Raw genomic sequence first — 13,918 nt, 5'->3', positions numbered from 1 at the left:
TGAAGGACGGGTTAATTCTTCAATCGGAGATCAGCGTCGGGGAGCAGGATTACTCCGGTGCATCATGCACTCTCTCATCGCTCGCCCAGCACGCGCAAAAATGCGACTGCTGGTGCAGTATCACCGCTGGAGCTCCGCCGAAATCCCATGCCGGACAAGGGGAACATGTTGGGCAAAGCGAAGCCCCAGATGCCTTGCAAGCCGTGCCGCCAGGTGGTCTCTGGAGTAGAGTCCAACCAATATGTTCGTTGCATGGTAGAGCGGCGCCGCCGACAGGCGCAGCCGCCTTTCGTATATATGCAGCATGTCGGGGTCGCCAACATTGCGGCCGTCGCGGCACGCAGTCATGATTCCACGGGCGAGTTGCTTCTGGCTGCTGAGACCGATGTTGAATCCGTGAGCGGTCACCGGGTGCATGCCGATGGCAGCGTCGCCGATGAGTGCGGCGCTCGGCGCCCGGAATTTGTGCGCCCAGGTCGTGACCAGCGGATAGGTGTGGCGCTTGCTTGCCAAGGTCATTTTTCCAAGGCGCCCTCGACACCGTTTCGTCAACTCCGACAGGAACAAATCATCATCGAAGGCAAGCAGTCTATAGGCCTCGTTTGAGCGCAATGTGAGCAGCAGCGACGACATGCCCTCCGCGAGGGGCAATATCGCTATCGTCTGATGGTGATCGAACCATTCGATGGCGATCTGGTGGTGGGCGCGCTCGTGCCTCACTCGGCAAATCAGCATCGAGTGGCCAAGCCGGTTGATATCGGCGCCGATGCCTAGCAGATCACGCGTGGCGGACAAACGCGAATCCGCGGCAACAACCAGCCGAGCAGTTAAACGCGCGCCATTAGAGAGCGTTACGACTGCTCCTTCTTGGCTGTTTGTTGCATCGACGACCGAGTGGCCGCACAACAGCCGGGCGCGATCCTGCAAGCGGACGATTTTGAACAGCGCCTCGCGGATCCGGCAATTTGGAACCAAAACCCCCAGCGGTTCTCCAGAGTTGCTGGGAGGATCGAAACGAAGAGCGAATGCGCTCGAGCCGTTGAGCACGCGCGCGCCTTGAAGTGCTGATTTGTCCGAAGCCGGGATGACATCCCAGGCGCCGAGCTCGCGAAGGGTTCTGATCGAAGCGTTGGTCAGCGCGATTTCGCGACCATCGAAAGCCGGATTCGCCAGACTATCGAATGTGTTCTGTTCAACAACTGCCACCTTGAGTTCGCTTTGGGCAAGCGACGCAGCGAACGAAAGGCCGACCGGGCCGGCTCCAACGACAACGATGTCAAAATTATCGTCAGAGCCCATCAGCGTGCCGCCATCCGGTCGCCTATCCTCGTGTAACGGTGGAACTGAGCCGAGTGACATGAGCTCCGTGCCCGCCGCATTGCCTAAAGGCGCTGGGCCGGGAGATTCGCATCGATCGGCAACGAAGCACTCAAAGCGCTCAGAGGTGGATGCGGCTAACCGATCCCGCCCTTTCGCCGCGCAGCCGCGCAGATCGCCGCCAGCAAGCGAGACACTCGCGACGCTGGTCAGCGACGGCCGCGCCGCATCGATCGCCACATTCCACCTGGAACCCTTGCGCATACTACTCACGCTCCACGACGTCGAAGCGGGCTCTCTTGCGAGGGTGAGGGTATCGAACGTAGCGCTCTCTCTCGTCATCCCAGCCAAGGTAGCGGAAACTTTTATCCACGACCGCGCATATCTCATCAAGAACCTGCTGCATGGCTTCGATGTCGATGTCCTTGCAATTCAGTCGCCGATAGAGCAAAGCCCACGCGGCGACATAGTCGTCGAAATAGCGCGCGTCACTCGAACCAATGATCAACTTCGGACGGTTGATCGATTTCGAAAACGCACGTCCCAACCCCGATGATGCTCCGCAGCACGTTGACATCACGAGGATCTTCGGCGCTGGATGCGAGCCCTGGAACATTTTTACGAAGTCAGCCCAAAGAAGGCCACTTCGCCCACTGGACGAAGCGATCCCGTCACCATTGCCGTGCCCGGCGATGTGAAGCACGTCGCACTCCGCCTCCATCGCTCGTACTACAGCCTCACCAAATTTCGTTCGGTTCAACGCCATTTGGAGCTCCGCGCGGATGTTGACAGCCTTTAACAAGTGCTGCACGATCGGTCCCTCTTGCCTGTCGGCGAAGTAGTCATTTGCATTGTGGCAGTCGATGATGTGTACGGTGTTCATGGTACTCCAGCCGCTTGTTCGTTCATCGTCGTGACGAGCGGACACCACGCGCGCGGAACCGCGTGACGTGCGCTGGGTTCCGGTACCGTCGCATAGCCTCAAGGCGCGGGCCGGGAATCGGGATGGATCGGCAACGACGCACACAACCCATCAAAGGCGAAAGCTGTTGATCGGCCCCCTGTCCGCGCAAGCCACGCGGATGGTCAGCCAGCAAGCGAGATACACACGACGCCGGTCAGCTAATGGCTGCGCCGTAAGCACAAGGCATGGCCGACCACACGACAGAAAACCCAGAACCGTGAAGGTGCTGATAATGACGACCAATCTTTCCGTAAGTCATGCATTTCTCCGTCGAAGACTGGTCAATAGACCACGCCGATGAGTATGACCCTGATCTGGATCAGCCAGACATGACCAATCGGCACTGGCGGTTCACGGTCAGGTGATCGACCGTGACGTTCCACTTTGGAACCCGTGCGCACATTGCCAAGCTCTCGTCCGGCCACGCGAGGTACTCTCGTGGCATCACACGCCTCATACTGGGTGCAATGGGAGGCAGTCCTTCGCACGACAGAGGCTTTTCACAAATGTAGTGTGCAGCTTAGGTCAAGATGGTCATGGAGCATGGAGCATGGAGCATGGAGCATGGAGCATGGACAGCTTGTTCCCGACCGAGCCGGCTCGACTGACGAGCGCGATCCGCGCATCTTATGCACAGCGGATTGAAATCAGCGTTCCGGTTTGTCGTCCCGATCAATTAGTATCCGCTCGGCGGCTCCGTCGAGATCTTCGTATTGACCGCTTCGCAATGCCCAGACGAAGCCGGACACACCCAGTGCACCCAGAAAAAGGGCCACTGGTATGAGATAGAGCAACGTCGTCACGAGGATTATGCCGAATAGCTGACTGCGGAGCGTCCGACTTTTTGAATAACTTGCAGCGTCGCATTCGCCCCGAAGCCGTGCAAGCGCAATGCGTTTCCAATAACAAGCACCGATGAGGCAGACATGGCAATCGCCGCTAACAAAGGCGTGGCGTGGCCCAGGATGGCGATCGGCACGGCGACGGCATTGTAGACGATCGCAATCGCGATGTTCTGGCGGATCAGGTGTCCCGCCTTGCGCGAGACGTCCAGCGCGAGAGGCACTGCCAGAAGGCTTTCGCGCAGGAATACGAAGTCGGCGGCATTGCGGCCAATGTCGGCGGCGGTGGCCGGAGCGATCGAGACATGCGCCGCGCTCAGCGCCGGCGTGTCGTTGAGGCCGTCGCCAACCATCAGAACCTTGTGTCCGTCTTTCGCCAGGGTCTCGATGCGCTCGACCTTGCCCGACGGCAGCAGGCACGGAACGAAGTCCTCGACACCCAGCATTCTTGCAACTTCACCGCAGGCACCTGCGGTATCGCCCGACAGCATTTGCATCGACACCCCAGTATCGTTCAATCGCTTGATCGCCGCCGCCGCGTCGGCGCGCAGCGCATCCTCGAAATCGAAGGTCGCGACAATGAACCCGTCTTTTGTCAGCACCGTTCCGCCATAGCCATGGTTGCCTTCACCACCGGTCCGGGCCTTCCATCCAGCCCATCCGCGTCGACCCAGCCGCCAGATGCTTCCGGCGACAGTGGCTTCGATCCCGAACCCCGGATGCTCTGTGACGGCATCGAATTTGTGTTGCCCGCCAGGAGCGGCAAAGCCGGTTATGGCCTTTGAAAACGGGTGACGCGAGTGCGCGGCCATGTCTGCCGCGATTGCCAGCATGGCCGGATCGATCGACGATGCATTGAGGAGCCGGGGTTGTCCGAGCGTGAGCGTTCCGGTCTTGTCGAACACTGCGTTATCAATCGTCGCCAGGCGCTCCATGGCCGAACCGTCCTTGACCATGATGCCGTTCTCGAACAGACGCCGCGCGGCGACCACCTGAACGATCGGTACGGCGAGGCCGAGCGCGCACGGGCAGGTGATGATCAGAACGGCAATGGCGATCGTCATCGCCCGGTGCCAGTCGCCCGTCGCCGCCATCCAACCCAGGAATGTCACGAAGGCGGTGAGATGAACCACGGGCGCGTAGAGTGCCGACACGCGATCAGCGATGCGGCGATAGTGCGCGCGACCGCCCTCTGCGGCTTCCATCAGCCGAACCATTTCGGCGAGGAACGAATCCTTCGCGGCGGCGGTCGCCTCGATCGTCAGCGGGCCGGTAAGATTGAGCACGCCGGCCTGCACGGCTTCGCCCGGCGCCACGTTTTTCGGCGCGCTTTCGCCTGAGGCCAGCGAGCAGTCGAGATCAGACGCTCCGTGGATGATCTTGCCGTCGACGGGGATCCTTTCACCGGCCGCGATCAGCAGCTGCATCCCCGGTTCGATCTCGCCAACCGGCAGATAGTCGCGCGCGCCATCGCCGCGCAGCACCATGGCGCCGCGTGCGGCCAGCTGCGACAGGCCTTTCACCGCGGTGCGGGCACGTTCGCGCATCACGTGATCCAGCGTCCTGCCGATCAAAAGGAAAAAAAGCAGCGAAACCGACGCGTCGAAATAGGCGTGGTCGCCATGGTTGATCGTCTCATAGAGGCTCATGGCGTAAGCGAGCGACACTCCGACCGCGATCGGCACGTCCATGTTCATGCGGCCGTGGCGCAGTGCATTCCAGGCCGAGCGGAAGAAGATGCCGCCGGCGAAGGCGAGCGCTGGGATGGCGATCAATGCGGAGACCCAGTGAAACAGGTCGCGGGTAGCCCCTTCGGCCCCGGACCAGACAGAGACCGAAAGCAGCATGATATTGCCCGCCGCGAACCCGGCAACCGCGACGGCGCGGATCAACTCCGAAAGCGTCCTGTCCTTTTCATCAATCTCGGGGGCGAAGAGATGCGCCTGGTAGCCGAGCCGTCCAAGCGCGGCGACGAACGGTGGAACCTCGTCGCCACGCCAGCGGACCGAGACCCGTTTCGTCGACAGGTTGACGCGGGCGCTCTCGACGCGATCGAGCGTTCCCAACGCCGTCTCGATCGTCTGGATACAAGCTGCGCAATGAACGCTCGGCACCGAAAGATCGGTTTGGCGGAGATCATCTCCAAGCGATCGGCTCGCCAGCCTGATCTCTTGACTAGACGGCAGGACCGACGTGGTGCTGCCCAGATCAAGCGCCATTTCGGCGCCCGGTGCACAACAACTCATTTCAGCGCTCCATGGGAAATCATGATCCTGCGGACTTCGCGGTAGGGCTCGGCCAGACCGGCGTCAGCGTCGACTTCGACGATCCAGACGCCATCCTTCGGCATGTGCTGGGCTGCGAATTCCTGGCCGGAGGCGAGGGCGAGGTTGACCGCCTTGTCCTCTTTCTCGTAGGCGGGATGGCGAAACAGCACCTTGACGCCATGCAAGGCAATCGGCTTGCCGACGGCGTCGGTAAGGCTATAGCGGACCTCGCCCCATGCGATGGTCAGCTTGCCGGTCCAGCCGAGCGCTGCCTGCGCCCGCCCCTCCTCGGCCTTCTTGTTGAACTGCTGGCTCGCCACATAGGTGTTTTCGACGACAAGGCCGGTCCAGCTCGTGTTGGCGAGCGTTGCCATCGTCAGATTGACCGCGATGACCACCCCGAAAAAGGCTAGGATGATGGCCAGCATGTGCCTGCCGGTGAATACGCGGGGTTTTTCAGCGTTAGCGGTCATCTGGCAGTCTCCGGCGCGTTGAAGGTGGCGGTGTATTCGTCCGCCTCGAAGCTCGCCTTGTCCTCGACACGGAACTTGAAGGTCTGCGCTGTGCCCTGGATTTGATCCGCCGGCTGGCGCACGAAGACCTTCAGCATTTTCAGGCGGTCGGGTTCGACCGGAATGGCAAAAGAACGGCCTTCCGGGATGTCGTCGCCGACCACGCTCATCTCGGCGCCCTGCAAGCCTTGAATCGCGACAACGATCGTCCTTGGCTCGGGGATCATGTTGAGCAGCTTGACGGTGTAGCCGTTGCGGATCGAGCCGTCGGACAGCGTGACAAATTGCGGATTGCGATCATGCAGCACGTTGACTTCGAGCCGATCGCGCGTCAGCAGCGAATAGAGCAGACCCAGGCCGATCAGCGACCAGATACCCATGTAGACGTAGGTGCGTGGCCGAAAGATCTTGCGGATATGGAAATGCGCCACCTTGTCGGAGAACAGGCCATCAGCGGTCCTGACCTGCGACGGGTTGACTGAACTGGAGCCGCCCGCGGTCGCCAGCATCATGTTGGCGTTGTAGTCGGACAGTGTCGCATAGGAGATCAGCCCGCGCTCCTTGCCGAGCTTGTCCATGACCCCGTCGCAGGCGTCTATGCACAGCGCGCAGGTGATGCATTCCATCTGCTGGCCATCGCGGATGTCGATCCCCATCGGGCAGACCGCGACGCAGGCATTGCAGTCGACGCAGTCACCGACCGGCAGCCCTGCGGCAAGGACCTTCTTGGCGTGGCGAGAACGCGGTTCGCCGCGCCAGTCATTGTAGGTGACGGTGAGAGAACTTTCGTCGAGCATCGCTGCCTGGATGCGCGGCCATGGGCACATGTAGGTGCAGACCTGCTCGCGCATCAGACCGCCGAACGTGTAGGTGGTAGCCGTCAGCACGGCGACAGTGATGTAGGCGACGGGTGGCGCGGTGCCGGTGAAGAGTTCGCCAACCAGCGTCGGCGCATCGGCAAAATAGAAAATCCAGGCGCCGCCGGTCGCCGCACCGATGACCAGCCAGACGGCGTGCTTCGATAAGCGCAGCATCAGCTTGCGGGCGGTCCAGGGGCCTGCATCGAGTTTCATGCGAGCGTTACGGTCGCCCTCTATCGCACGTTCGACGACGAGGAACAGATCGACCCACACCGTCTGAGGGCATGCATAGCCGCACCAGGCACGGCCGACAGTCGAGGTGATCAGGAAAAGACCGACGCCCGCCATGACCAGGAGGCCGGCCACATAGAAGAATTCCTGGGGCCATATCTCGATGAAGAAGAAGTAGAAGCGCCGGTTCGCGAGATCGAGCAGGACTGCCTGGTCCGGGGCAAATGGACCGCGAGCCCAAGGCAGCCACGCAGCCAGGTAATAGATGCCAAGTGTGATCGTCATCACCAGCCATTTGAAGCGACGAAAGTTGCCCGAGGCGCGCTTCGGAAAGATCTTTTGACGCGCGGCATAAAGCGGCTTGCGGGTTTTGGCGGAATTGACAGTTTCTGTTTCGAGCCCTGTCAACTGCGTCTTGTCACGCATGTGCAACTCCACTTTCCCAGCCAATGTCAGGGGCACCTGTCGTAAAGCCTCGCCGTAGGATAGCCTTGCCGGGTTGTGCAGATCGCATTAGGGATGGTGTCGAGGCCCGGCTCACGCCGGGCCTCGTCCGCTTGGCAGGGGGGACCGAAGAATAGGACCTTCCATTCCTATTCTCCGCCGCCAAGCGAATGGACATAAACTGCAAGTTCCTTGACCTTGATCTCGCCGAGACGGCCAACCCAGGCCGGCATGACGCCCTGTTTTGGCGCACGGACCTGTGCGGCGATGGCTGTCTCACCGGATCCATAGAGCCAGATCGCATCGGTCAGGTCGGGGGCGCCGAATTCCCTGTTGCCTTTTGCATTGTCGCCGTGACAGGCCACGCAATTCTCGGCAAAGACCTTGGCGCCGGGTTGGATCAGACTTGCATCGCGGACCTTGCCGGAAAGGCTGGCCACGTAGGCGCTGACTTGTGCGATCTGGTCGGCGGTAATGATGTCGCCGAAGGCCGGCATTTCCGACAGGCGCGTGTCCGGATCGGATGCGAAGCGGATGCCGTGCGTAATCGTCTGCTGGATCTGCTCGGCCTTGCCGCCCCACAGCCAGTCGTCGTCGTTGAGATTGGGAAAGCCCTTGGAACCCTGGGCGCCGGAGCCATGACATTGTACGCAATTGACCTTGAAAGCGGCGCCACCGGCGGCGATTGCGAATTCGCGCAGGCCGTCGTCCGCGGCGATTTCCGAGACGCTCTTGGACTCCACCGCCGAGATATATTTGCCCTTGGCGGCCTCAGCCGCGGTCAGCTCGTTCCTGACCTCGTTGCGGCTGGAATAGCCGAGCACACCCGTTGTCGCCGAGTGCAACAGAGGCCATGCTGGATAGGCAATGGTGTAGCCTATCGCCCAGACAATGGTGACGTAAAAAGTGATAACCCACCATCTGGGAAGCGGGTTGTTCAGCTCCCGGATACCATCCCATTCGTGGCCGGTGGTCGAGACGCCAGAGATTTCATCGATATGCTCGTCGCTCATGATCACTCGTCCTCGAGCGGAATGCGGGCCGCTTCGTCGGCCAGCCTTCGGCTGCCGGGGCGTAGGGCAAAGGCGATGCACCCCACGAAGAACAGCGCCATCGCAACCAGGCCCCAGCTGTCGGCAAACGCCCGCATCAAATTGTAGGTCATCAGCGTTCTCCTCAGCGGTAGCCGGCGGCTTCGTCGTAATTTTTGAAGTCGACCAGTGTGCCAAGCATCTGCAGGTAGGCGAGCAGGGCATCCATTTCGGTGACCTGTTGCGGGTTGCCGTCGAAGTCGCCGATCTTGGCTTTTGGGTAACGCGCCTCAAGGCCTGATGTGTCGGCATTGGGATCGGCCTGCGCCGCCAGATCCGCATTGGCGTGGGCGATCATGTCATCGGTGTAAGGGACGGCTACAAGCCTGTTGGCGACCAGATGCGTCGAGAAATCCTTCACGTCGATCGGCGTGTCTTTCAGGAACCCATAGCTCGGCATGATCGATTCCGGCACCACCGAGCGCGGGTCGGTAAGATGCGCGACATGCCATGCATTCGAGTAGCGGTCGCCAACTCTGGCGAGATCCGGCCCGGTGCGCTTCGATCCCCACTGGAAGGGGTGATCGTACATGGACTCGGCAGCCAGGCTGTAGTGGCCATAGCGCTCAACTTCGTCGCGGAACGGCCTGATCATCTGGCTATGACAGAGGTAGCAGCCCTCGCGCATATAGATGTTGCGCCCGACAAGTTCGAGCGGCGAATAGGGGCGCATGCCTTCCACCTTCTCGATCGTGTTGTCGAGATAGAAGAGAGGCGCGATCTCGACGATGCCGCCGACCGTCACCACGAGCAGCGAGCCAACGAGAAGAAGCGTGGCGTTCTTCTCGATGATTGCGTGTTTGTCCATCAAGCCCATTACCTGGCTCCTGATCGCGCAGGTCGGATGGCGACGGGGCTCGGCATCGGCTCCTCCTCGCGCTGGTGGCCGAGGATGGTCCTGGTGATGTTCCAGGCCATGATCAGGGCGCCGGAGAGGTACATGGCGCCGCCGATGGCGCGCAGGACATAGTAGGGGTGCATGGCGGCGACGGTTTCGGCGAAGGAGTAGACCAGGAAGCCCTGCTCGCCATATTCGCGCCACATCAGGCCCTGCATGATGCCGGACACCCACATCACCGCGGCGTAGACGACGATCCCGAGTGTCGCCAGCCAGAAGTGCCAGGTGACGAGCCTCAGCGAGTAGAGCCGTTGACGGTTCCAGAGCTTCGGGACCATGTAGTAGATCGCGCCGAACGAGATCATGCCGACCCAGCCGAGCGCACCCGAATGGACGTGCCCGATGGTCCAGTCGGTATAATGCGACAGCGAATTGACCGCCCGGATCGCCATGATGGGGCCTTCGAAGGTCGACATGCCATAGAAGGCGACGGCCATCACCATCATGCGGATGATCGGATCGGTGCGCAGCTTGTCCCAGGCGCCGGACAGCGTCATCAGGCCGTTGATCATGCCGCCCCAGGACGGCATCCACAGCATGATCGAGAACACCATGCCGAGCGTCTGCGCCCAATCGGGCAAGGCGGTGTAGTGCAGGTGATGCGGCCCGGCCCAGATGTAGAGAAAGATGATAGCCCAGAAATGGACGATCGACAGCCGGTACGAATAGACTGGCCGGTTCGCCTGCTTGGGCACGAAATAATACATCATGCCGAGGAAGCCGGCGGTGAGAAAGAAGCCGACCGCGTTGTGGCCGTACCACCATTGCGTCAAGGCGTCCTGGACCCCTGAAAAGGCGGAGTAGCTCTTGGAGCCCGGGAACGAGACTGGTATGGACAGGTTGTTGACCACATGCAGCATCGCGATGGTCACGATGAACGACAGGTAGAACCAGTTGGCCACGTAGATATGCGGTTCCTTGCGCTTCAGGATCGTGCCAAGGAACAGAATGAGGTAGGCGACCCAGACGATGGTCAGCCAGACATCCACATACCATTCGGGTTCGGCGTACTCGCGGCCCTCGGTGATGCCGAGCAGGTAGCCGGTCGCGGCCATGACGATGAACAGCTGGTAGCCCCAGAAGACGAACCAGGCGAGATCACGGCCGAAGAGGCGCGCGCGGCAGGTGCGCTGCACGACATACAGAGACGTGCAAAGCAGCGCGTTGCCGCCGAAGGCGAAAACGACACCGGATGTGTGCAACGGCCGCAAACGACCGAAATTGAACCAGGGCTGGATGTTGAGATCGGGGTAGGCGAGCTGCAGCGCGATCACCACGCCGACCAGCATGCCGACGACACCCCAGAACACGGTGGCGATCGCGCCGTAGCGGATCGGACCATCCATGTAAGCGGATGGGTCAATCGGAGCTGCTGGCCTGAACTCCGTGTTGCGCAACAGGATCGCAGTGAAACCAGCCACTGCGAAGAACAACACCCACATGTGTCGGCGGAAAGGTTCATCCACGCCGAAGCCGGCGGCCACCAGGGCCGCAAAAGCGAACACGCTTAGAAGGACGATCTCTGTGCCGAATTTCATTGCAGATCCCGATCTCGAATCTGGTGGATGCCAAATCCGCAGCGCACTAATCGCGCAGCCGCCGCCCCCTCGCCCTGATCTATGTCAGGCCGCACGATTTTGTGCGGCGCAATCAGCAGGTGGCGAATGAACGAGGAACGCAGCGCGGGCTCACTCCCTCATGGAAGGCGTTCCCTGGGTTGGGCGGGCGCAGACGCGATCGCTGAGGCGAAAGCTGAGGCTCTGCGCGCGTTGGATGCTATTGCCGATGCCCTGCCAAACGTTGTTCGGATCCCATTGGAAACGAACGCGATCGTTCCGCCGAGCCGTGGCAGATTAAGGACCATGCTTCGCCGGTATGTGCCGAAACACACCTGGCGATTGGTCACGTTCCTATCAAAGCCCGAAAGCTGTTTGTCTCGACAACCGTGACGCCGCTTCGTCGAAGGCGCGGCGACATCGCATTAAAAGGCAAACACGGCCCGCCCCGGAGTCATGCGACATGGCCTCGCCGCTTAGGGCCGCTCGCGTCCGCCGCCACAGCGCTTCTCCAGACGGCTTATGCTGTCCACCGTCACATGGCGTGCGTTCTCAATCCGAATCACCCCGTCAGCCCGCAATCGCGTCAGTTGGCGGCTCACGGTCTCGCTGGTGATTCCAAGGAAATCAGACATTTCGGCACGCGTCAGCGGCAGATCGAAGGAGGCCGACCCGGAAGCCGCATCGAGACTGGAATCGATATTCCGGGCCATCATGAGGAGAAAAGTCGCCACCTTTTCCGGAGCTGTCTTGCGCCCCAGCGTCACCATCCACTCGCGCGCCTCATCGAGTTCATTCAGCGTCTGTTTGAGCAGGCGATGCTCGAATTCCCGTGACGCCTTCATCATCCGTTCGACGGCCGCTCGCGGAAACGAACACAGCGTGACTGCTGTTGCCGCTTCCGCATTGATCGAGCTTTCCTCCTTGAAAGGACGTCCCAGAAAATCCGGTGCAAACTGGAGACCGACGATCTGCTGGCGCCCATCCGACAGGCTCTTTGATAGCTTTACCACGCCTGAAAGCACGTTGGAGTAGCTGTCGACGTTCTGTGCCTCGCCGGTCAACTCCATTCCTGACTCGATCCGGCGACGCGAGCAAGTCTTGGCGAGCCCAACCAAATTGTCTGGATCGAGCGCACCGCAGACACCGCGACGCCGTGCCTCGCAAGGGAAGCAAAGAACAGGAATGCCGGAACTATGAATGTCTTGCCGAAAGGTCATGCGTTCGCCTTACCCGATCCTAACTGCCGGCAGGATACCCATCCAGGGTAGAGAAATCCTGCGGCGGTTTGTCCATGAGCGCGGCTGATCGAGATCAGGGTCTGCTTCAGCGATGCGTGCAGTGTTCCGGCGGGCAACACGGTGAACGCGAGATGCAATCGGAAATAGCTGTCAAACTCAGCGAGAACGTCCCACGCTACACCAGCTATCCGACGGCGCCGCATTTCCATTCGGGGATCGATGCTGCCATTTACCGTGGCTGGTTGGAGACGCTGGAAAGCGGCGACGAAATCTCGCTGTACCTGCACATTCCTTACTGCGACAAGCTCTGCTGGTTCTGCGCCTGCCACACCAAGCAGACGCACCAATATGAGCCGGTGGCCGCTTATCTGCGCTCGCTGAATGCCGAAATCGTCACGATTGCCGGTCTGGTGAGCGGCAAGGCACATGTCCGTGCAATCCACTTCGGTGGCGGTTCGCCAACTATTCTGAGGCCCGATGATATGGTTGCTCTTGGAGCGGCCTTGCGGGACAGCTTCGACCTTCTCCCGGATGCTACGGTCAGCATCGAAATCGAAACCAACGACATGGACAAGGCGCGCCTTGATGCACTTGCTCAAATCGGCGTAACGCGGGCGAGCCTCGGCGTGCAGGATTTCGATCCGCAAGTGCAAAAAGCAATTAATCGTGAGCAGAGTTTTTTGCAGACCAAGGCAGTCGTCGACGGGGTTCGTTCGCGGGGCGTCGAATCGGTCAATCTGGACCTGCTCTACGGGCTCCCGAATCAGACACGCGAGACGATCTGTTCCACGGTGGCGCAGGCACTGACCTTGGAGCCAGACCGGATGGCCCTGTTCGGCTACGCACATGTGCCCTGGTTCAAGAAGCATCAGACGATGATCGACGAGGCATGGCTGCCGAGTCCCACTGAGCGTTTCGCCCAATCTCAACTCGCGGCGCGGGCAATTGTCGCCAAGGGATATGAGGCAATAGGACTCGATCATTTCGCGAAGCCCGACGATGCGCTGGCCATAGCGGCCCGCGCAGGGGTTTTGCATCGCAATTTTCAGGGCTACACTGAGGATCGCTGCCCGACACTGATCGGACTTGGCCCTTCGTCCATCGGTCGTTTTCGCCAAGGCTACGTGCAGAACATGGCTTCGACTGCCGGGTACGGGCGCATGGTTGCGGATGGCGGGTTGGCTGCCGTCCGCGGCGTTGCCCTTTCCGACGACGATCGCGTCCGTGGCTGGATCATCGAGCGGCTGATGTGTGATTTTGCCTTCTCGGCAGTCGACCTGGTGGAGCGGTTCGGCAAAGCCGGCGAGCAGCTCCTTCATCGCTCGAGGTCCATCGCACTCCACGATCCTGCCCGAGCGCTTGAATTCGATGGTGACAGTTTCCTCGTACGGACTGAAAGTCGCCCCTTCATTCGAACCATCGCGGCCAAGTTCGATACATATTTCAAAGGGGGAACGGCGAGGCACTCGGTGGCGGTCTGAGCAAAGCACAGTGCGCTCGCCGTTTGGTCGATCGGCGAACCAGCTGCGTTCGTTTTGACCGCTCATAGGCGACTACCGCATCAAATCGTCGACCGTGAACAATCCGAGCCCTAAGCGGCGACCGGCTTCGGCCGGATTTGAAGCAGGGCAATCAAGAGCGACAAAAACCCCTTCAGCCACCTGAGCAGGAGGGAGAAGTTGTAGCCGGCGGCGG

12 protein-coding genes are annotated in these 13,918 nt (G+C 60.6%); 1 reads left to right on the top strand and 11 read right to left on the bottom strand.

Annotated elements, in window-relative coordinates; all coding sequences use genetic code 11:
• Window positions 1-120: 120 nt before the first annotated feature.
• From ubiM to CK219_RS13080, 11 genes are all read right to left on the bottom strand, one after another.
• Complete coding sequence (ubiM, locus tag CK219_RS13130) at window positions 121-1,302, bottom strand: 5-demethoxyubiquinol-8 5-hydroxylase UbiM (protein WP_024502870.1); 1,182 nt, start codon at window positions 1,300-1,302, stop codon at window positions 121-123.
• Window positions 1,303-1,582: 280 nt separating this feature from the next.
• On the bottom strand, window positions 1,583-2,200 hold the full coding sequence (locus CK219_RS13125; RefSeq protein ID WP_063169219.1) for a hypothetical protein: 618 nt from the start codon (window positions 2,198-2,200) through the stop codon (window positions 1,583-1,585).
• Window positions 2,201-2,928: 728 nt separating this feature from the next.
• Window positions 2,929-3,084 (bottom strand): cbb3-type cytochrome oxidase assembly protein CcoS, encoded by a 156-nt coding sequence (ccoS, locus tag CK219_RS13120; RefSeq protein ID WP_081714250.1) that lies wholly within the window; start codon window positions 3,082-3,084, stop codon window positions 2,929-2,931.
• A gap of 5 nt (window positions 3,085-3,089) precedes the next feature.
• Window positions 3,090-5,369, bottom strand: coding sequence for a cation-translocating P-type ATPase (locus CK219_RS13115; protein WP_063169220.1), 2,280 nt, complete (start codon window positions 5,367-5,369; stop codon window positions 3,090-3,092).
• Window positions 5,366-5,863, bottom strand: a complete 498-nt coding sequence (locus CK219_RS13110; protein ID WP_063169221.1) for a FixH family protein — start codon at window positions 5,861-5,863, stop codon at window positions 5,366-5,368. The genes CK219_RS13115 and CK219_RS13110 overlap by 4 nt, the downstream gene beginning before the upstream one ends.
• Complete coding sequence (gene ccoG, locus CK219_RS13105; protein WP_063169222.1) at window positions 5,860-7,419, bottom strand: cytochrome c oxidase accessory protein CcoG; 1,560 nt, start codon at window positions 7,417-7,419, stop codon at window positions 5,860-5,862. The genes CK219_RS13110 and ccoG overlap by 4 nt, the downstream gene beginning before the upstream one ends.
• 167 nt (window positions 7,420-7,586) lie before the next feature.
• Entirely contained in the window at window positions 7,587-8,450 is an 864-nt protein-coding gene (gene ccoP / locus CK219_RS13100; protein ID WP_063169223.1) for a cytochrome-c oxidase, cbb3-type subunit III, read from the bottom strand.
• 2 nt (window positions 8,451-8,452) lie between these two features.
• The gene (locus CK219_RS13095; protein ID WP_024502864.1) at window positions 8,453-8,602 is read right to left on the bottom strand and encodes a cbb3-type cytochrome c oxidase subunit 3; all 150 of its coding nucleotides are present in this window, start codon (window positions 8,600-8,602) and stop codon (window positions 8,453-8,455) included.
• Between the two features lie 11 nt (window positions 8,603-8,613).
• Window positions 8,614-9,345, bottom strand: a complete 732-nt coding sequence (ccoO, locus tag CK219_RS13090; RefSeq protein ID WP_063169224.1) for a cytochrome-c oxidase, cbb3-type subunit II — start codon at window positions 9,343-9,345, stop codon at window positions 8,614-8,616.
• Window positions 9,345-10,964, bottom strand: coding sequence for a cytochrome-c oxidase, cbb3-type subunit I (ccoN, locus tag CK219_RS13085; protein WP_063169225.1), 1,620 nt, complete (start codon window positions 10,962-10,964; stop codon window positions 9,345-9,347). The genes ccoO and ccoN overlap by 1 nt, the downstream gene beginning before the upstream one ends.
• Before the next feature lie 494 nt (window positions 10,965-11,458).
• Entirely contained in the window at window positions 11,459-12,202 is a 744-nt protein-coding gene (locus CK219_RS13080) for a Crp/Fnr family transcriptional regulator (RefSeq protein ID WP_024502861.1), read from the bottom strand.
• A 152-nt stretch (window positions 12,203-12,354) separates the two neighbouring features.
• Here CK219_RS13080 and hemN point away from each other — a divergent pair, with 152 nt between their 5' ends.
• Window positions 12,355-13,704: an oxygen-independent coproporphyrinogen III oxidase gene (gene hemN / locus CK219_RS13075; RefSeq protein WP_063169226.1), complete on the top strand. Its 1,350-nt coding sequence runs from the start codon at window positions 12,355-12,357 to the stop codon at window positions 13,702-13,704.
• Window positions 13,705-13,918: the final 214 nt, after the last annotated feature.

Source organism: Mesorhizobium sp. WSM4313, assembly GCF_002294725.1.
Lineage (GTDB): Bacteria > Pseudomonadota > Alphaproteobacteria > Rhizobiales > Rhizobiaceae > Mesorhizobium.
This window is presented reverse-complemented; position numbering and strand designations above follow the sequence as displayed.

Excerpts from the sequence above, each read along its gene's own strand:
- CK219_RS13110 (WP_063169221.1), bottom strand. The coding sequence starts at position 5,863 with ATGACCGCTAACGCTGAAAAACCCCGCGTATTCACCGGCAGGCACATG.
- ccoN (WP_063169225.1), bottom strand. The coding sequence starts at position 10,964 with ATGAAATTCGGCACAGAGATCGTCCTTCTAAGCGTGTTCGCTTTTGCG.
- CK219_RS13125 (WP_063169219.1), bottom strand. The coding sequence starts at position 2,200 with ATGAACACCGTACACATCATCGACTGCCACAATGCAAATGACTACTTC.
- hemN (WP_063169226.1), top strand. The coding sequence starts at position 12,355 with ATGCAATCGGAAATAGCTGTCAAACTCAGCGAGAACGTCCCACGCTAC.
- ccoP (WP_063169223.1), bottom strand. The coding sequence starts at position 8,450 with ATGAGCGACGAGCATATCGATGAAATCTCTGGCGTCTCGACCACCGGC.
- ccoO (WP_063169224.1), bottom strand. The coding sequence starts at position 9,345 with ATGGGCTTGATGGACAAACACGCAATCATCGAGAAGAACGCCACGCTT.
- CK219_RS13115 (WP_063169220.1), bottom strand. The coding sequence starts at position 5,369 with ATGAGTTGTTGTGCACCGGGCGCCGAAATGGCGCTTGATCTGGGCAGC.
- ccoG (WP_063169222.1), bottom strand. The coding sequence starts at position 7,419 with ATGCGTGACAAGACGCAGTTGACAGGGCTCGAAACAGAAACTGTCAAT.
- CK219_RS13095 (WP_024502864.1), bottom strand. The coding sequence starts at position 8,602 with ATGACCTACAATTTGATGCGGGCGTTTGCCGACAGCTGGGGCCTGGTT.
- CK219_RS13080 (WP_024502861.1), bottom strand. The coding sequence starts at position 12,202 with ATGACCTTTCGGCAAGACATTCATAGTTCCGGCATTCCTGTTCTTTGC.